At 59.7% G+C, this 18,786-nt stretch carries 19 protein-coding genes; all 19 read left to right on the forward strand.

What is annotated here, in order from left to right:
• Positions 1–22 precede the first annotated feature (22 nt).
• The 19 genes from J3D54_RS16370 (at position 23) to fliM (ending at position 18,736) form a co-directional block, all read left to right on the forward strand.
• A complete protein-coding gene (locus J3D54_RS16370; protein WP_026286326.1) occupies positions 23–388 on the forward strand; it encodes a flagellar protein FlaG in 366 nt (121 codons plus the stop codon).
• An 82-nt stretch (positions 389–470) separates the two neighbouring features.
• Positions 471–1,907, forward strand: a complete 1,437-nt coding sequence (gene fliD, locus J3D54_RS16375) for a flagellar filament capping protein FliD (protein WP_253420091.1) — start codon at positions 471–473, stop codon at positions 1,905–1,907.
• A gap of 126 nt (positions 1,908–2,033) precedes the next feature.
• A complete protein-coding gene (gene fliS / locus J3D54_RS16380) occupies positions 2,034–2,429 on the forward strand; it encodes a flagellar export chaperone FliS (protein WP_253420093.1) in 396 nt (131 codons plus the stop codon).
• A gap of 10 nt (positions 2,430–2,439) precedes the next feature.
• Positions 2,440–2,736: a flagellar protein FliT gene (locus tag J3D54_RS16385; RefSeq protein WP_253420095.1), complete on the forward strand. Its 297-nt coding sequence runs from the start codon at positions 2,440–2,442 to the stop codon at positions 2,734–2,736.
• A gap of 172 nt (positions 2,737–2,908) precedes the next feature.
• Complete coding sequence (locus tag J3D54_RS16390) at positions 2,909–4,384, forward strand: sigma-54 dependent transcriptional regulator (RefSeq protein ID WP_007938611.1); 1,476 nt, start codon at positions 2,909–2,911, stop codon at positions 4,382–4,384.
• A gap of 128 nt (positions 4,385–4,512) precedes the next feature.
• Complete coding sequence (locus tag J3D54_RS16395) at positions 4,513–5,718, forward strand: PAS domain-containing sensor histidine kinase (RefSeq protein ID WP_253426643.1); 1,206 nt, start codon at positions 4,513–4,515, stop codon at positions 5,716–5,718.
• Between the two features lie 5 nt (positions 5,719–5,723).
• Complete coding sequence (locus tag J3D54_RS16400) at positions 5,724–7,109, forward strand: sigma-54 dependent transcriptional regulator (protein ID WP_253420097.1); 1,386 nt, start codon at positions 5,724–5,726, stop codon at positions 7,107–7,109.
• A 129-nt stretch (positions 7,110–7,238) separates the two neighbouring features.
• On the forward strand, positions 7,239–7,568 hold the full coding sequence (fliE, locus tag J3D54_RS16405; protein ID WP_018925042.1) for a flagellar hook-basal body complex protein FliE: 330 nt from the start codon (positions 7,239–7,241) through the stop codon (positions 7,566–7,568).
• A gap of 15 nt (positions 7,569–7,583) precedes the next feature.
• Positions 7,584–9,371, forward strand: a complete 1,788-nt coding sequence (fliF, locus tag J3D54_RS16410) for a flagellar basal-body MS-ring/collar protein FliF (RefSeq protein WP_253420099.1) — start codon at positions 7,584–7,586, stop codon at positions 9,369–9,371.
• Positions 9,364–10,383 (forward strand): flagellar motor switch protein FliG, encoded by a 1,020-nt coding sequence (gene fliG, locus J3D54_RS16415; RefSeq protein WP_003184041.1) that lies wholly within the window; start codon positions 9,364–9,366, stop codon positions 10,381–10,383. Before fliF ends, fliG begins: the two co-directional genes overlap by 8 nt.
• 7 nt (positions 10,384–10,390) lie before the next feature.
• Positions 10,391–11,200 (forward strand): flagellar assembly protein FliH, encoded by an 810-nt coding sequence (gene fliH / locus J3D54_RS16420; RefSeq protein ID WP_253420101.1) that lies wholly within the window; start codon positions 10,391–10,393, stop codon positions 11,198–11,200.
• Positions 11,190–12,548: a flagellar protein export ATPase FliI gene (gene fliI / locus J3D54_RS16425; protein ID WP_253420103.1), complete on the forward strand. Its 1,359-nt coding sequence runs from the start codon at positions 11,190–11,192 to the stop codon at positions 12,546–12,548. Before fliH ends, fliI begins: the two co-directional genes overlap by 11 nt.
• Before the next feature lie 6 nt (positions 12,549–12,554).
• A complete protein-coding gene (gene fliJ, locus J3D54_RS16430) occupies positions 12,555–13,004 on the forward strand; it encodes a flagellar export protein FliJ (protein ID WP_253420105.1) in 450 nt (149 codons plus the stop codon).
• Between the two features lie 166 nt (positions 13,005–13,170).
• A complete protein-coding gene (locus J3D54_RS16435; RefSeq protein ID WP_253420108.1) occupies positions 13,171–13,470 on the forward strand; it encodes an STAS domain-containing protein in 300 nt (99 codons plus the stop codon).
• A 5-nt stretch (positions 13,471–13,475) separates the two neighbouring features.
• Positions 13,476–15,182, forward strand: coding sequence for a SpoIIE family protein phosphatase (locus J3D54_RS16440; RefSeq protein WP_253420111.1), 1,707 nt, complete (start codon positions 13,476–13,478; stop codon positions 15,180–15,182).
• Positions 15,183–15,214: 32 nt separating this feature from the next.
• On the forward strand, positions 15,215–15,562 hold the full coding sequence (locus J3D54_RS16445) for an Hpt domain-containing protein (RefSeq protein ID WP_253420114.1): 348 nt from the start codon (positions 15,215–15,217) through the stop codon (positions 15,560–15,562).
• A 105-nt stretch (positions 15,563–15,667) separates the two neighbouring features.
• Positions 15,668–17,035, forward strand: a complete 1,368-nt coding sequence (locus J3D54_RS16450; protein WP_253420117.1) for a flagellar hook-length control protein FliK — start codon at positions 15,668–15,670, stop codon at positions 17,033–17,035.
• Positions 17,036–17,257: 222 nt separating this feature from the next.
• Positions 17,258–17,758: a flagellar basal body-associated protein FliL gene (gene fliL, locus J3D54_RS16455; protein ID WP_019579579.1), complete on the forward strand. Its 501-nt coding sequence runs from the start codon at positions 17,258–17,260 to the stop codon at positions 17,756–17,758.
• A gap of 9 nt (positions 17,759–17,767) precedes the next feature.
• Positions 17,768–18,736, forward strand: a complete 969-nt coding sequence (gene fliM, locus J3D54_RS16460; protein WP_007938639.1) for a flagellar motor switch protein FliM — start codon at positions 17,768–17,770, stop codon at positions 18,734–18,736.
• Positions 18,737–18,786 lie beyond the last annotated feature (50 nt).

Below are 18,786 nucleotides of genomic sequence, written 5' to 3' on the forward strand. Positions count from 1 at the left end.
TTTACTTTAAGAGGTGATGGACATGGATATGAGCGTGAAGCTGAACTTGTCTTATCCTGCGGCCCAGCAGGCGACGACCGTTGCCGACAAGCCTGCGGAAAAGCCTCGAGCGGAAACTGCGCCAGTGGTTGCCGTCAAGGAAGAAGGTAAAAAAGACCAGACCGAGCAGGAAAAACTGAAGATGGCCGTTCAGGAAATCGAAAAGTTCGTTCAATCGGTCAAGCGTAACCTGGAGTTCTCGATTGACGAGCCTTCAGGAAAAGTTGTGGTCAAAGTGATTGCCAGTGACTCCGGTGAGGTGATTCGTCAAATCCCCAACGAAGAAGTCCTTAAGCTGGCGAACAGTTTGAATGATGCAAGCAGCCTGTTGTTCAGTGCAAAAGTCTGACAACTGGCACGAATTTTGTTGCTATGTTCTTTTGGGCGTTGTAGTGGTCAAAAGGCCGGCGACACACTGAAGGGAGTTCCACATGGCAAGTCCAATTCTACCGGGCACGGGTTTAGGCTCTGGCCTTGATACCGGTTCTATCGTCAAAGCCTTGGTAAACGCTGACAAAGCCGCCAAGCAAGGTCAGATCGACCGTGGGACTGCGACCAACACCGCGAGCATTTCCGGCATTGGTACCTTGAAGTCGTTGATGGCTGCTTTCAATCAGACCATGAAGGACCTGGGCAGCACGACCACCCCGCAATTTCCGGGTTTTGCGGCCACTTCCTCGGATGTGAAGATCGTCGGCGTCACTGCCAGCAACTCGGCGGTAAACGGCAATTACGTCGTGAAAGTGGATAATCTGGCCACGTCTTCGAAAGTCACCAGCGCGGCGTTCGCCGGCGGTACGACCAGCCCGATCACTGCGGGTACGTTGAGCATCACGCAGGGCACCAGCACTTACAACCTCGACGTCAAGGCCGGTGCGACGCTGCAATCGGTTCGCGATTCGATCAACGCGGATACCTCGCTCAAGAGCGCAGGTATCAGCGCCAACATCGTCACCGACTCCTTCGGTTCGCGTCTGGTACTTGGCTCGACCACGACCGGTGCGGGCTCTGACATTTCCGTCAGCGGCATTTCGGAGCTGACTATCGACGGCAGCAATGTCGTTGGCGCCAGCGGCGGCCCGGCAATGACCGCCACCTCGGCCGGTTCGATCGGTGCTGTGGCCATTGATGCTAACTTCTCCATCGATGGTATGGCGCTGACCAGCAAGAGCAATACAGTAGACAAGGCTGTTTCCGGGCTAACCTTAAACTTGGTGGCGACCGGTACTTCGACCGTTACTGTGGCCAGCAACAACGATGGTCTGAAAGCTTCGATCCAGAAGTTCGTCGATGCTTACAACGCTCTGGCCAACGGCATCACGGCATTGACCAAGCCTTCGCTCGACGATAATGGCAAGCCGACCGTTTCGGCTGCATTGACCGGCGACGCGTTGCCGCGTTCGATTCTCTCGTCCATACGCAGTCCGCTGGCGGAAACCGGAGCGGGTGACAAACTGACTGTTCTGGCGCAGCTGGGTATTACCACCGATCAAAAAACCGGTGCCCTCAACTTTGACAGCACCAAGTTCACCAGCGCCATGAATGACAAGAAGCTGGGCGGTGAAGTCCAGAAGATGTTTGTCGGTGACGCTGGCAGCGACAATGGTCTGCTGGCGCGCATGACGAAGGCTATCGCACCGTTCACCGATACTGGCGGTGTTCTGGATCAGCGCACAACAAGTCTGAACAAGACAAAGACCAAGTTGAGCAATGACCAGGACGCCCTGGATCGCCGAATAGAGACCCTGACCTCGGTACTGACCAAAAAGTACAATGACATGGATACGCTTGTCGGCAAGCTGAAAGCGACAGCCAGTAACATCACGTCGATGTTCGAAGCCATGACCGCGCAGCAGAAGAACTCGTAACACTCATAGTGCCAAAAGCCCGGCAGCGTTTATACGCTCCGGGCTTTTTGTTTTTGAATCTAAAGTTTTTTGACGCGTCGTCGATACACTGGTTATACGAACCACAGATTTCTGATGAGGTACAACATGAATCCAATGTTAGCCCTTCGCCAATACCAGAAGATTGGCGCTCAGGCGCAAACTTCCGAAGCCAGCCCGCATCGCTTGGTGCAGATGCTGATGGAAGGTGGCCTGGATCGTATCGCTCAGGCCAAAGGCGCGATGGAGCGTAAGGATGTACCGAATAAAGGTGTTCTGATCGGCAAGGCCATCGGCATCATCGGTGGTCTGCGTGAGGGTCTGGATCTGGAAAATCAGGCCGAATCGGTAGGTGAGCTGGATAACCTGTATACCTACATGATGAAGCGTCTGGCAGAAGCCAACCTCAAGACCGATCCAAAAATCCTCGACGAAGTTGCCGATTTGCTTCGTACGGTGAAAGACGGTTGGGATGCCATTGCCGCGCCGGGTCCGCAGTTTTAAGGAGATCACCATGAGTCTTGTGTTGCAGCGAATCGAACATACCCGGGACGCGCTGGTCGAGGCATTGGCTGAGCGTAACTGGGAAGCCATCGGTGAATTGGACCTGGCTTGCCGTTCCTGCATGGAAGACGTCTTGAGTGAAGCTTCGGTGGACGAGATCGCGTTGCGCGACAACCTTGAGGAGTTGCTGGGGGTGTATAAACAGCTTCTGGCAGCGGCGACAGGGGAGCGCCAAGCGATAGTCGACGAGATGTCGCAGATCCACCAAGCACAGAGCGCGGCAAAGGTTTACCATCTGTTTGGTTAGTTAACCCTCAGTTAATCCAAACATAGTGCGCCATAAATTTGACTGTGCACGGTTTTTTGACTTAACTAGTGGCTGGTTACAGATTTCAGGCGTCTACAGGCACAACGTGTCTGCAAGCGTCTAGCTTGCCCCTCATTTTGGGCATTGAGTTGACTAGGGAAGTTGCTATTGCATGTGGCGTGAAACCAAAATTCTGCTGATTGATGACGATAGCGTCCGCCGCCGCGATTTGGCGGTGATTTTAAATTTTCTTGGCGAAGAAAATTTACCCTGCGGCAGCCATGACTGGCAGCAGGCGGTCGGCTCTTTGTCATCAAGTCGTGAAGTAATCTGTGTCCTCATCGGGACGGTAAATGCTCCTGGTGCACTTTTGGGCTTGTTAAAGACACTCTCAACCTGGGATGAGTTCCTTCCAGTTTTGTTAATGGGTGATAATTCTTCCATTGACTTGCCGGAAGACCAGCGTCGCCGAGTGCTTTCGACCCTCGAAATGCCACCTAGCTACAGCAAATTGCTCGATTCGCTGCACCGTGCCCAGGTCTATCGCGAGATGTATGACCAGGCCCGTGAGCGCGGTCGTCACCGTGAACCCAACCTGTTCCGCAGCCTTGTCGGCACCAGCCGGGCGATTCAACACGTCCGTCAGATGATGCAGCAAGTTGCCGACACCGACGCCAGCGTGCTGATCCTTGGTGAGTCCGGCACCGGCAAGGAAGTGGTCGCGCGCAATCTGCACTACCACTCCAAGCGTCGTGAGGCGCCGTTCGTTCCGGTCAACTGTGGGGCGATCCCGGCCGAGTTGCTGGAAAGCGAATTGTTCGGTCACGAGAAGGGCGCTTTCACCGGGGCAATCACCAGCCGCGCCGGGCGTTTCGAACTGGCCAACGGCGGTACGCTGTTCCTCGACGAAATCGGCGACATGCCGCTGCCGATGCAGGTCAAACTGTTGCGCGTCTTGCAGGAGCGCACCTTTGAGCGTGTGGGCAGCAACAAGACCCAAAGCGTCGATGTGCGGATCATCGCGGCGACCCACAAGAATCTCGAAAGCATGATCGAGATCGGCACTTTCCGCGAAGACCTCTACTATCGCCTGAACGTGTTCCCGATCGAGATGGCGCCGCTGCGCGAGCGCGTCGAAGACATCCCGTTGCTGATGAACGAGTTGATCTCGCGCATGGAGCACGAGAAGCGCGGTTCGATCCGTTTCAACTCGGCGGCGATCATGTCGCTGTGTCGTCACGGCTGGCCGGGCAACGTTCGCGAGCTGGCCAACCTGGTGGAGCGCATGGCGATCATGCACCCGTACGGGGTGATCGGCGTGGTCGAGTTGCCGAAGAAATTCCGCTACGTCGATGATGAAGACGAGCAGATGGTCGACAGCTTGCGCAGCGACCTTGAAGAGCGGGTGGCCATCAACGGTCATACCCCGGACTTCACCGCCAATGCGCTGTTGCCGCCGGAAGGCCTGGACCTGAAGGACTACCTCGGCGGTCTGGAGCAAGGGCTGATTCAGCAGGCGCTGGATGACGCCAATGGCATTGTGGCGCGGGCGGCCGAACGGCTGCGTATTCGTCGCACGACCCTGGTGGAGAAGATGCGCAAGTACGGCATGAGCCGTCGCGATGGTGATGAACAGGCGGATGATTGACGCCTGTTTTTCAACTCCTTCATTTATAGGCGTTTTTTTTTAGGCACGGGTATTGCTACATCCCTCGCAACGTTCCGTTTAACTGACGGTCAACCACGCGAGAGAGCACAATGCCCCAAGCCGCCCAGATGTCTCCTGTCCCTGATGTTTCGGGGCAACCGTCGTCCGTAGAGCAGGCAAGCCGGCTTGGCCTTGAGCAGGCGTTTGCGCTGTTCAGCCAGATGTCGAGCCAATTGACCGATTCCTACAGCATGCTCGAAGCCCGGGTCACCGAGCTCAAGGGTGAGCTGGCGGTGGTCAGCGCCCAGCGCATGCAGGAACTGGCGGAAAAAGAGCGTCTGGCCAACCGTCTGCAAAACCTCCTCGATCTATTACCCGGCGGCGTCATCGTCATTGACGCCCAAGGCATCGTGCGTGAAGCCAATCCCGCCGCGTGCGAGCTGCTCGGCTTGCCCCTTGAGGGCGAGCTGTGGCGCCATGTCATTGCGCGATGCTTTGCGCCGCGCGAAGACGACGGTCACGAAATCTCCCTCAAGGACGGTCGGCGCCTGTCGATCGCTACCCGCTCGCTGGATGCCGAACCCGGTCAGTTGGTGTTGCTCAACGACCTGACTGAAACCCGTCATCTGCAAGATCAATTGGCCCGCCATGAGCGCCTGTCGTCTCTGGGGCGTATGGTCGCATCGTTGGCTCATCAGATTCGTACGCCATTGTCCGCCGCGTTGCTCTACGCCAGTCATTTGACTGAGCAGGAATTGCCGGTCGCCACGCAGCAGCGTTTCGCCGGTCGCCTGAAAGAGCGTCTGCATGAGTTGGAGCACCAGGTGCGCGACATGCTGGTGTTCGCTCGCGGCGAGCTGCCATTGACCGATCGCGTGACTCCCAAAATGCTGATGCAATCGCTGCAAGCGGCCGCATTGACCCATGTTCAGGATCTGCCGATTCGCTGGCAGTGCGACAGTCATGCCGGTGAGTTGCTGTGCAATCGCGACACGCTGGTCGGGGCGATCCTCAATCTGATCGAGAACGCCATTCAGGCCAGCGCCGGTAATGTCCGTTTGAAGGTTCACCTGTATACCCGCGGCAGCAGCCTGCGCCTGTGCGTCAGCGACAGCGGCAGCGGTATCGACAAAGGAGTGCTGGCCCGTTTGGGTGAGCCGTTTTTCACCACCAAAACCACCGGCACCGGCCTGGGCCTGACCGTGGTCAAGGCGGTGGCCCGTGCTCATCAGGGAGAATTGCTGTTGCGCTCGCGGCCGGGTCGCGGCACTTGCGCGCAGGTGGTCCTGCCGCTTTTTACTGGTGAGCGGCCCAGCGCTCAGGGAGTGAAGTGAAGGACATGACCATCAAGGTTTTACTGGTCGAGGATGATCGCGCGCTACGGGAAGCATTGGCCGATACGCTGGTGCTTGCCGGACACGATTACACCGCTGTCGGTTCGGCGGAAGAGGCGCTGGCTGCGGTTGGCGCCGAGGCCTTTAACCTGGTGGTCAGCGACGTCAACATGCCGGGCATGGACGGTCATCGATTACTTGGATTGTTGCGTGCTCGTCAGCCGCAACTGCCGGTGTTGCTGATGACTGCTCACGGTGCGGTCGAGCGAGCGGTCGACGCCATGCGTCAGGGAGCGGCGGACTATCTGGTCAAGCCGTTCGAGCCCAAAGCCTTGCTTGATCTGGTGGCGCGTCACGCCTTGGGCAATCTCGGCGCGACCGAGAGCGAGGGGCCTGTGGCGTTCGAACCGGCCAGTGCGCAATTGCTGGAGTTGGCCGCGCGCGTAGCGCGCAGTGACTCCACGGTGTTGATCTCCGGTGAGTCCGGGACCGGCAAGGAAGTGCTGGCGCGTTACATCCATCAGCACTCCCATCGCGCCAGTCAGCCGTTCATTGCGATCAACTGCGCAGCGATCCCGGACAACATGCTTGAAGCCACTTTGTTCGGTCACGAGAAGGGTTCGTTCACCGGCGCCATCGCGGCGCAGGCCGGCAAGTTCGAGCAGGCCGATGGCGGGACGATCCTGCTCGATGAAATTTCCGAAATGCCCCTCGGCCTGCAGGCCAAGTTACTGCGCGTACTGCAGGAGCGTGAAGTCGAGCGAGTCGGCGCGCGCAAGCCGATCGCGCTGGATATTCGAGTGGTCGCTACCACCAACCGCGATCTGGCCGGTGAAGTGGCGGCGGGGCGTTTTCGCGAAGACCTCTACTATCGTCTGTCGGTGTTCCCGCTGGCGTGGCGCCCACTGCGCGAGCGCACCGCCGACATCCTGCCGCTGGCCGAGCGCCTGCTGGCCAAACACGTCAATAAAATGAAGCACGCCGCGGCGAAGCTTTCGCCCGAGGCGCAAGCGTGCCTGATCGGCTATCCGTGGCCGGGCAACGTGCGTGAACTGGATAACGCGATCCAGCGGGCCTTGATTCTGCAGCAGGGCGGTTTGATCCAGCCGCAGGATTTTTGTCTGGCCGGGCCTGTGGCGTGTGCGCCATTGCCAGCGTTGGCGCCGACGCCCGCACGCGTTGTGGACGTCGAAGCCGAATCGGCGGGCGCCCTCGGCGATGACCTGCGGCGCCGTGAGTTCCAAATGATCATCGACACCTTGCGCGCCGAGCGCGGCCGCCGCAAAGAAGCCGCCGAGCGACTGGGCATCAGCCCGCGCACCTTGCGCTACAAACTGGCACAGATGCGCGACGCCGGAATGGACGTGGAAGCGTATTTGTTCGCCACGTAAAGGTCGGCAAACAAAAGCACAGGAGAGCTTTTGTTTAGAGCGGCCACGGAGCTGGCACCCTTGTTGCTAACACCTCACTACTCGCCGAGTGAGTGTCAAAAAATTGCGAGTAGCCAAAGAGAGCAGACCATGAGCCAAGGTATTGAATTCAACCGGTTGATGCTGGATATGCGCGCCATGCAAATGGATGCCATGTCTGCGCCGAAATCGACTGCCGCAGTCCCTGAGGTGGGTGGCAGCAGCTTTGCCGACATGCTCGGTCAGGCCGTCAATAAAGTGAACGACACCCAGCAGGCGTCCAATCAGTTGGCCAGTGCCTTCGAGATCGGTAAAAGCGGCGTTGACCTGACGGACGTGATGATTTCCTCACAGAAGGCCAGCGTGTCTTTTCAGGCGCTGACCCAAGTGCGTAACAAGCTGGTTCAGGCTTACCAAGACATCATGCAGATGCCGGTTTAAGGACGAGATTGAGTCATGGCAGAAGCAATCGCCGATAATGTTCCGGCCAAGGCCACTCCAATAGACGGCAAACCGCCGCTGTTCGGATTGTCTTTCCTGGAAAACCTCTCCGAGATGACCATGTTGCGTCAGGTGGGCCTGTTGGTCGGCCTGGCTGCGAGCGTGGCGATTGGTTTTGCCGTGGTGTTGTGGTCCCAGCAGCCGGACTACCGGCCTCTGTACGGCAGCCTTGCCGGTATGGACGCCAAACAGGTCATGGAAACCCTGGCCGCCGCCGACATTCCCTATACCGTCGAACCGAATTCCGGTGCCTTGCTGGTCAAGGCCGATGACCTGTCCCGTGCGCGGCTCAAGCTCGCGGCCGCTGGTGTCACTCCCAGCGACGGCAACATCGGTTTCGAGATCCTCGACAAGGAACAAGGGCTGGGTACCAGTCAGTTCATGGAGGCGACGCGTTATCGTCGCGGCCTCGAAGGCGAGCTGGCCCGGACTATTTCCAGCCTGAACAACGTCAAAGGTGCCCGCGTGCACCTGGCGATTCCGAAAAGTTCGGTGTTCGTGCGTGACGAGCGCAAGCCCAGCGCTTCTGTTCTGGTTGAACTGTATTCCGGTCGCTCGCTGGAGCCAGGCCAGGTCATCGCCATCATCAATCTGGTGGCGACCAGTGTTCCCGAACTGAGCAAGTCGCAGATTACCGTCGTCGACCAGAAGGGCAACCTGCTGTCGGATCAGGCGGAAAACTCCGAACTGACCATGGCCGGCAAGCAGTTCGATTACAGCCGTCGCATGGAAAGCATGCTCACCCAGCGTGTGCACAACATCCTGCAACCGGTGCTGGGCAACGACCGCTATAAAGCCGAAGTCTCGGCCGATGTGGATTTCAGCGCCGTCGAATCGACTTCCGAGCAGTTCAACCCGGACCAACCGGCGTTGCGCAGCGAGCAGTCGGTCAACGAACAGCGTACCGCCAGCAATGGCCCACAAGGTGTGCCGGGTGCCTTGAGCAACCAGCCGCCGTCGCCTGCCTCGGCACCGCAAACCACCGGCGGCGCCACCGCGTCGGCCGGCATGGTGCAGCCAGGCCAGCCATTGCTCGATGCCAACGGTCAGCAAATCATGGACCCGGCCACCGGTCAGCCGATGCTGGCGCCGTACCCGGCGGACAAACGTCAACAATCCACCAAGAACTTCGAACTCGACCGTTCCATCAGTCACACCAAACAACAGCAGGGCCGTTTGAATCGCCTCTCGGTGTCGGTGGTGGTGGACGATCAGGTCAAGATCAACGCAGCCAACGGCGAAACCACCCGTGCGCCGTGGAGTGCCGATGAGTTGGCGCGCTTCACCCGCCTGGTGCAGGACGCGGTCGGTTTCGACGCCAGCCGTGGCGACAGCGTCAGCGTGATCAACATGCCGTTCTCCGCCGAGCGCGGTGAAGTGATCGCCGAGATTCCGTTCTATTCCCAGCCGTGGTTCTGGGACATCGTCAAGCAAGTGCTGGGCGTGTTGTTCATCCTGGTGCTGGTGTTCGGTGTGCTGCGTCCGGTGCTCAAGAACATCACCGGCGGCGGCAAAGACAAGCAACTCGCTGGCTTTGGCGGCGACGTGGAACTGGGTGGCATGGGCGGCCTGGACGGCGAACTGGCCAACGACCGCGTCAGCCTCGGTGGCCCGACCAGCATCCTGCTGCCGAGCCCGAGCGAAGGCTATGACGCACAGTTGAACGCAATCAAGAGTCTGGTGGCAGAAGATCCGGGTCGCGTGGCCCAGGTCGTGAAAGAGTGGATTAACGCAGATGAGTGATAACCGAGCCGCTGTCGCCAAACTGTCCCGGGTTGATAAAGCCGCGATTCTGCTGCTGTCCCTGGGTTCTACCGATGCCGCGCAAGTGCTGCGCCACATGGGGCCCAAAGAGGTCCAGCGTGTGGGTGTGGCCATGGCCCAGATGGGTAACGTGCACCGCGAGCAGGTCGAACAGGTCATGAGCGAGTTCGTCGACATCGTCGGCGACCAGACCAGCCTGGGCGTCGGCTCCGACGACTACGTGCGCAAAATGCTCACCCAGGCCCTGGGCGAAGACAAGGCCAACGGCCTGATCGACCGAATCCTGCTGGGCGGCAACACCAGTGGCCTCGACAGCCTGAAGTGGATGGAACCGCGCGCCGTCGCCGACGTGATCCGTTACGAGCACCCGCAGATCCAGGCGATCGTGGTGGCGTATCTCGATCCGGATCAGGCCGGTGAAGTGCTGGGCAACTTCGACCATAAGGTGCGGCTGGACATCATCCTGCGAGTGTCTTCGCTGAACACCGTGCAGCCGGCGGCCCTGAAAGAACTCAACCAGATTCTCGAGAAGCAGTTCTCCGGCAACTCGAATGCCTCGCGCACCACCCTGGGTGGCATCAAGCGCGCGGCAGACATCATGAACTTCCTCGACAGCTCGATCGAAGGACAACTGATGGACTCGATCCGCGAAGTCGACGAAGACCTGTCCGGTCAGATCGAAGACCTCATGTTCGTGTTCAACAACCTGTCCGATGTCGACGACCGCGGTATTCAGGCGCTGTTGCGCGAAGTGTCCTCGGACGTCCTGGTGCTGGCCCTCAAAGGCTCGGACGAAGGCGTCAAGGAAAAGATCTTCAAGAACATGTCCAAACGAGCGGCCGAACTGTTGCGCGACGACCTCGAGGCCAAAGGCCCGGTGCGTGTCAGCGACGTGGAAACGGCGCAAAAAGAAATCCTCACCATTGCCCGCCGTATGGCCGAAGCCGGAGAAATCGTTCTCGGCGGGAAGGGCGGCGAAGAGATGATCTAAGGTCACTATGTCGTCCAAACATGATGAGTCCCAGACCGACCTGATCCGTGGCAAGAACGTCGCAGGTTTCGACGTCTGGGCGTTGCCCAGCTTCGACCCTTTTGTGCCGGAACCCGAGCCGGAGCCTGAGCCCGAACCTCCGGAAATGGAAGAAGTGCCGCTGGAAGAAGTCCAGCCGCTGACCCTCGAAGAACTCGAAAGCATTCGCCAGGAGGCCTACAACGAAGGCTTCGCGGTTGGCGAGAAAGAAGGTTTCCACAGCGCCACGCTCAAGGTCCGTCAGGAAGCCGAAGTGGCCCTGACGGCCAAGCTCGCGCACCTGGAACAGCTGATGGCCAACCTGTTCGAGCCGATTGCCGAGCAGGATACCCAGATCGAAAAGTCACTGGTCGACCTCGTGCAGCACATCACCAAACAAGTGATTCAGCGCGAACTGGCCGTCGACTCGACGCAGATCGAACACGTCATGCGTGAAGCGCTCAAGCTCTTGCCACTGGGCGTGGGCAACGTGCGGTTGTACGTCAACCCGCAGGATTTCGAACAGGTCAAAGCCCTGCGCGAGCGCCATGAAGAAACCTGGCGCATCGTCGAGGACGAATCCTTGTTGTCGGGCGGTTGCCGGGTCGAGACCGAACACAGCCGTATCGATGCGACCATCGAAACCCGTGTGACCCAGGTCATGGCCAAGCTGTTCGACCAACTCCACGATCAGGCGCTGCACCCGGCCGCGCCAGACCTGAGTCTGGAATTGCCGAGCGACGAAAAACCGGTTGTCGCCCCGGTCGAGCCAGAGCTGGACGATCCCGATGCGCCTTGATCGCACCAGCTTCGCCAAACGCCTCGGTAGCTACGCCGAGGCCACGGAGCTGGCTGGCGCGCCGATCCTCGAAGGTCGCCTGTTGCGCATGGTCGGCCTGACCCTTGAAGCCGAGGGCTTGCGCGCCGCCATGGGCAGCCGCTGCATGGTTATCAACGATGACAGCTATCACCCGGTGCAGGTCGAAGCTGAAGTCATGGGCTTCTCTGGCAGCAAAGTTTTTCTGATGCCGGTCGGCAGCGTCGCCGGTATTGCGCCAGGCGCGCGCGTGGTTCCCCTGGCGGACAACGGTCGTTTGCCGATGGGCATGAGCATGCTCGGGCGAGTGCTTGACGGTGCCGGTCGTGCGCTGGATGGCAAGGGCGGGATGAAGGCTGAAGACTGGGTGCCAATGGACGGCCCGACCATTAACCCGCTCAAGCGTGACCCGATCAGCCAGCCGCTGGACGTGGGCATTCGCTGCATCAACGGTTTGTTGACGGTCGGTCGCGGTCAGCGCCTCGGGTTGTTCGCTGGTACCGGCGTCGGTAAGAGTGTGCTGTTGGGCATGATGACCCGTTTCACCGAGGCCGACATTATCGTCGTCGGGCTGATCGGTGAGCGGGGTCGTGAAGTTAAAGAGTTCATCGAGCACATCCTCGGTGAAGAGGGGCTCAAACGTTCGGTGGTGGTGGCTTCGCCAGCGGACGATGCGCCGCTGATGCGTCTGCGCGCGGCCATGTACTGCACGCGGATCGCCGAGTATTTTCGCGACAAGGGCAAGAATGTCCTGTTGCTGATGGATTCCCTGACCCGTTTCGCCCAGGCCCAGCGGGAAATCGCCCTGGCCATCGGCGAACCACCGGCGACCAAGGGCTATCCGCCGTCGGTGTTCGCCAAGTTGCCGAAACTGGTGGAGCGGGCCGGTAACGCCGAAAAGGGCGGCGGTTCGATCACCGCGTTCTACACGGTATTGTCCGAAGGCGATGACCAACAGGACCCGATTGCCGACTCGGCGCGGGGCGTACTTGACGGGCACATCGTGCTGTCCCGGCGTCTGGCTGAGGAGGGGCATTACCCGGCCATCGACATCGAAGCGTCCATCAGTCGGGTCATGCCATCGGTGGTAGGCATCAAGCACCTGAACCACGCGCAGATGTTCAAGCAATACTGGTCGCGCTATCAGCAGAGCCGCGACCTGATCAGTGTCGGCGCCTATGTGCCCGGCGGTGACCGGGAAACCGACACTGCGATCAATCTGCAACCGGCCATGGCCCTGTACCTGCGTCAGGGCTTGAACGACAACATCAGCATGGGCGCCAGCGAAAACCATCTCGCGTCGGTCTTCGCGCCAGCGCCGGGCGGTTAACCGGTCATGGCCCCGAGTCGTGCAACACGCCTGGCGCCCGTGGTGGAAATGGCTGAAAAGGCCGAGAAAACCGCCGTCCAGCGCCTGGGGCACTTCCAGGGTCAGGTCCGTTTGGCGGAAAGTAAACTCGCCGACCTCGAAGCCTTCCGTCTCGACTATCAAGAGCAATGGATCGTGCGCGGCAGCGGTGGAGTTTCTGGCCAGTGGTTGCTGGGCTATCAGGGCTTTCTCGCGCAATTGGGCACGGCCATCGACCAGCAGCGCCAGAGCCTGAACTGGCATCAAAACAACCTGAACAAGGCCCGTGAAGCCTGGCAGCAAGCGTTCGCCCGGGTCGAAGGCTTGCGCAAACTGGTTCAGCGCTATATGGATGAAGCACGGCAACTGGAAGACAAGCGCGAGCAGAAGCTGCTGGATGAATTGTCCCAGCGGTTGCCGCGCCAGAATCCGTATTGAGTGTTGGTTTCAAAGGATCGCAGCCTTCGGCAGCGCCTACACAGGGCGCATGCAAACCCGATTCCGTAGGCGCTGCCGAAGGCTGCGATTTTTTGACCTTGCTCCAGCCCCCGGCAAGTGCTAAACCTTGTACACGTACGTTCGCCAATGACAAGGAAGCCGTGAGATGTCAGTCGTTACAGAAGTATCCCCGGATGGGCAAAAGCTGACGATTTCGATCAAGGGGCGATTCGATTTCGCCAAGCATCAGGAATTTCGTGAGTCCTACGAGGACAAGAAGCTCTCTGCCGTTGTCGTCGACCTGAAAGAAGCCACCTACCTCGACAGTTCGGCGCTTGGCATGCTGCTCTTGCTGCGTGATCACGCCGGTGGCGACAATTCCGATATTCGTGTCGTCAACAGCAGTTCCGATGTGAAGAAGATCCTCGCCATCTCCAACTTCGACAAACTGTTCGACATCAGTTGACCGTCATGCAGCCGCCGCTCGAGCCGCTGACGATACTGATTGCTGAAGACAGCGCGGCCGACCGCATGCTGCTGTCGACTATCGTCCGTCGTCAGGGCCATGAAGTGCTGACCGCCAGTAATGGCGCCGAGGCGGTCGAGGCGTTTCGCTCGCAGCGACCGCATCTGGTGCTGATGGACGCCATGATGCCGGTGATGGACGGCTTCGAGGCCGCGCAGCGGATCAAGGCGCTGGCCGGTGAAACCCTGGTGCCGATCATCTTTCTGACGTCGCTGACCGAAAGCGAAGCCTTGGCTCGTTGTCTGGAGGCTGGGGGCGACGACTTTCTGGCAAAGCCTTACAACCAAGTGATCCTCGCGGCCAAGATCAAGGCAATGGACCGCTTGCGGCGTTTGCAGGCCACGGTGCTGGAGCAGCGCGATCTGATCGCCAGGCACCACGATTACCTGCTCAACGAACAGCGCGTGGCCAAAGCTGTGTTCGACAAGGTGGCCCATTCAGGTTGCCTGAATGCGCCGAACATCCGTTACCTGCAATCGCCCTATGCGCTGTTCAACGGCGATCTGTTGCTGGCCGCGTTCACCCCGGCCGGCGACATGCATGTGTTGCTCGGCGATTTCACCGGCCATGGTTTGCCGGCCGCTGTCGGTGCCATGCCGTTGGCCGAAGTCTTCTATGGCATGACCGCCAAGGGTTACGGCTTGTCCGAAACCCTGCGCGAAATGAACGCCAAGCTCAAACGCATCCTGCCGGTGGACATGTTCTGCTGTGCGGCCATGCTGTGCCTGAGCTTTCAGCGAGGGTCGGTGGAAGTCTGGAACGGCGGGATGCCGGACGGTTACCTGCACAGCATCGCCAGTGGCGAGCGTACAGCGCTAACGGCACGGCACTTGCCGCTAGGCGTGTTGAGCTCGCAGACCTTCGATGACCGCACCGAGGTGTTCCCGATGGCTGTCGGGGATCGGGTGTTTCTGTTGTCTGATGGGGTGATCGATACCTGCGATGCCAATGAGCAGTTATTTGGCGTAGAGCGATTGGAGCGGGTGTTTGCAGCCAATCGTCAGCCAGATGCGCTGTTCGAGGAAGTCGAGCAGGCCTTGCGAGACTTTCGTGGCGAGGCTCGTGATGACGTGAGCATGGTTGAAGTCCGTCTGCTGGAAGCTGCGCAACTGAGCCCGCCGGCGCCGGTGTATTCCGACAGCGGCCAGTCGAGCCCGCTGGACTGGTCGGTCAGTTTCGAGTTCCGCGCCGCCACCCTCAAACGCTTTAACCCGCTGCCGTACCTGCTGCAATTGTTGCTTGAGGTGCACGGCCTGCGGGCCCAGAGTGGCGCACTCTATAGTGTGCTGGCAGAGCTTTATTCCAATGCCCTGGAGCACGGCGTGCTGGGCCTGGATTCAAGCCTGAAACGCGATGCTTCGGGTTTTGCGCGTTATTATCAGCAGCGCAATGCGCGCCTGGACGAGTTGCAGGACGGCTATGTGCGGGTGCATTTGCAGGTGATGCCAAAAGATGAGGGCGGTTGCCTGGCCGTCCGGGTCGAGGACAGTGGCAAGGGCTTCGATGTAGCGCGGGTGATGGAGCGTCCCCTCGATGATGTCCGTCTGTCGGGACGTGGCGTCAGTTTGATCCGCCAGTTGAGTCATCATGCGCGCTGGTCCGATAATGGACGCAGTGCTCACGTGGAGTTTTTCTGGGAGGCTCAGGCATAATCCCAGGCATTCTTGATCAAAGGAGTGAACAAGTGGACGACAGACATCTGGATCGCGACGTGCTGAGCGCGTTGCAAGAAGTTATGGAGGACGGGTATCCAGAATTGCTCGATACCTTTCTCAGCGATTCCGAAGCGCGCTTGAGCGTGCTGCGCGGGGCTGACGATGCCGATCGGTTAGGCGCCACGGCGCACAGTTTCAAGGGCAGCAGCAGCAACATGGGCGCGACCCGGCTGGCTGAGCTGTGCCATGAGCTGGAGCAGCGAGCCAGAGAGAAAAAACTCGAAGGCATTGAAGCGCTGGTTGGAGAAATCGACGGCGAGTTCGCGATTGTTCGACCGCTCTTCGAGGCTGAACGCCAGCGCTCTCTGGCTGAATAAGACAACCATCCGGCGCTTTTGGCGGCCAGCGAACAAAGCTGGCTCGACCCTTGCAGTCAACTCACTCAACTGTACCTACGATCCCAGTGCAGCGGAGACCGTTCCATGCCCGTTACCCCAAACATTCTTCTTCAGGCCGCCGCTGCGGCCAAGACTCAAGCCGTGTCCGCCAATACACCGGCGTCGACGGCAGAGCCCGGGGACAAGGCGTCCAGCTTCGCTCAGGTCTACGCCAATCAGGCCCAGAACAAGGCCTCGGCTACGGCGGACGGATCGGCTAAACCCGTACGTGACAAAGCCTCGGACAACACTGGCAAAAAGGACGTGGGCAACGACTCGTCTGCCGCCCCGGAACCGACGGTTGCCGATAGCGGCAAATCTTTGCCCGCCGATAAACCGGCGCAGTCCGATGACAAGACCGCCAGCGATAACGCGCCGGATACCGCCGAGCCGGCGACGCCGGTAGTCGATACCGCGCCTGTCGATCCAGCCCTCGATCCGGCGTTGATGCAAGTGGTGCAGCCGGTGCTGCCGACCCCAGTGGCGGAAACTCCACAGGTTGTTGCCACTGTGCAGTCAGCCGTTGAAGCACCCGTCGCGGCCGCCGTTACCGCTACAGCGGCGCAGGCCGCTACGACCGCCGATCCTGATTTCGATCCCGAAGCCGATCCTCTCGATGCACTGCCGGCCGTGCGCATGGCGATGGAGCAGAGCGGGCACGTTTCGGCCGCCAGCCAGGCTCAGCCAAAATCGGCGCCGACCCAGGCTCGCGTCGACGCCGAGCTGACCCCGGCACAGAGCTTTGCCGCGGGCATGGCAAGCATGCTCGATGTGCAGGCCGATCAGGACAGCACCCGCCAGGGCGGCGAGAAGGCTTTCAGTGGCCTGATCGATGACGGCCTAAAGGACCTCAAGTCCGCCAGCAGCGACACCCGTGTCGATGACTTCGCCAACCGTCTGGCGGCACTGACGCAGGCGGCAACGCCCAAGACTGCCAACGCATTGCCAGTGAACCAGCCGATCGCCATGCATCAGAGCGGTTGGACCGAAGAGGTGGTCAACCGGGTCATGTACCTGTCCAGCGCCAATCTCAAGGCGGCGGATATCCAGTTACAACCGGCCGAACTGGGACGCCTCGATATTCGGGTGAACATGGTTCCGGATCAGCAGACCCAAGTGACCTTCATGAGCGCTCATCCAAGCGTTCGCGAAGCACTCGACGGGCAAATGCATCGCCTGCGGGACATGTTCGCGCAGCAGGGCATGGGGCAGGTCGACGTTAACGTTTCCGATCAGTCACGTGGTTGGCAGGGCCAGGGCCAGGAACAGGCTCAACAGGGGCAGGGCGGGCGTACCAATGCCAGTGGCGGTCGCCTCGATTCCGTTGATGAGGAGCTTGCACCAGCCGTTGCCGAAGTGGCCGCTACTGCTGCCAGCGTGATTGGTTCGAGCGCCGTCGACTACTACGCCTGATTAAACGCAACACCCTGTGTGGGGGCGAGCCTGCTCGCGATGAGGCAGTAACATTCAACATCTGCGTTGACTGTTACACAGCTATCGCGAGCAGGCTCGCTCCCACATTTGTTTTGTGGTGGCTGATGATCCCTTGCAACTCCCTCCAGACACTTCTGGCATAACACTTGCTCTTGCCTTGCCGTGCGACTGTGAAAACCCGAATAGTGACGGATTATTGGCATGGCGAAGAGCGAAGCAGTAGTAAAAGACCCCGCAACCAAAGGCAAAATCAAGCTGATCATTGTGATCGTCGTGGCGCTGCTGCTGGCGATCGGCTTGTCCGTGGGGGCGACCTGGTTCTTCATGCACAGCGCCCAGAGCAAGCCCGCCGCCGCGGCTGAAACCGCTGTGGTCGGCAAGCAGCCGGCGATCTTCGAGCCAATGGCTCCGGCCTTCGTGGCCAACTACACCCAGAACGGCCGTCAGCGCTACATGCAGGTGAGCATCACCATGCTGGGGCGTAATCAGGCTGATCTGGAGGCGCTCAAAGTCCACATGCCAGTGATCCGCAATAACCTGGTCATGCTGTTTTCCGGTCAGGATTTCGCCACGCTGGCGACCCCGGTCGGCCAGGAGATGTTGCGTCAGAAAGCCACGGCCAGCGTTCAGGAAGTGGCGCAGAAAGAGCTGGGCAAAGTGGTGATCGAACAGTTGCTTTTCACTAATTTCGTACTGCAGTAGGAACACGACATGGCCGTGCAGGACCTGCTGTCCCAGGATGAGATCGATGCGCTGTTGCATGGCGTCGACGATGGTCTGGTACAGACCGATAACGCTGCCGAACCCGGCAGTGTCAAAAGCTACGACCTGACCAGCCAGGATCGCATCGTCCGTGGACGCATGCCGACGCTGGAAATGATCAACGAGCGTTTCGCCCGCTACACCCGCATCAGCATGTTCAACATGCTGCGCCGCTCGGCAGACGTTGCCGTCGGTGGTGTGCAAGTGATGAAATTCGGCGAATACGTGCACTCGCTGTACGTGCCGACCAGCCTCAACCTGGTCAAGATCAAGCCGCTGCGCGGCACCGCGCTGTTCATCCTCGACGCCAAACTGGTGTTCAAGCTGGTGGACAACTTCTTCGGCGGCGACGGCCGTCACGCGAAGATCGAAGGGCGTGAATTCACCCCCACCGAACTGCGTGTGGTGCGCATGGTGCTGGAGCAGGCTTTCGTCGATTTGAAGGAAGCCTGGCAGGCGATCATGGAAGTGAACTTCGAGTACATCAACTCGGAAGTGAACCCGGCCATGGCCAACATCGTCGGCCCGAGCGAAGCCATTGTGGTGTCGACGTTCCACATCGAACTCGATGGCGGTGGCGGCGACCTGCACGTGACCATGCCGTACTCGATGATCGAACCGGTGCGCGAGATGCTCGATGCCGGCTTCCAGTCGGACCTCGACGATCAGGACGAGCGCTGGATCAACGCCTTGCGCCAGGACGTGCTGGACGTCGACGTACCGATCGGTGCCACCGTTGCCCGCCGCCAGCTGCGCCTTCGCGACATCCTGCACATGCAGCCCGGGGACGTGATCCCGGTCGAGATGCCGGAAGAAATGATCATGCGCGCCAACGGCGTACCGGCCTTCAAGGTCAAGATGGGCTCGCACAAAGGCAACCTCGCGTTGCAAGTGATCGAGCCGATCGAGCGCCGCTGACCGGCGCTCTCACCCCCCCCTACGCATTTAACTGAATTGTTGCCCGCCGA

This window comes from Pseudomonas sp. GGS8, from assembly GCF_024168645.1.
GTDB lineage: Bacteria > Pseudomonadota > Gammaproteobacteria > Pseudomonadales > Pseudomonadaceae > Aquipseudomonas.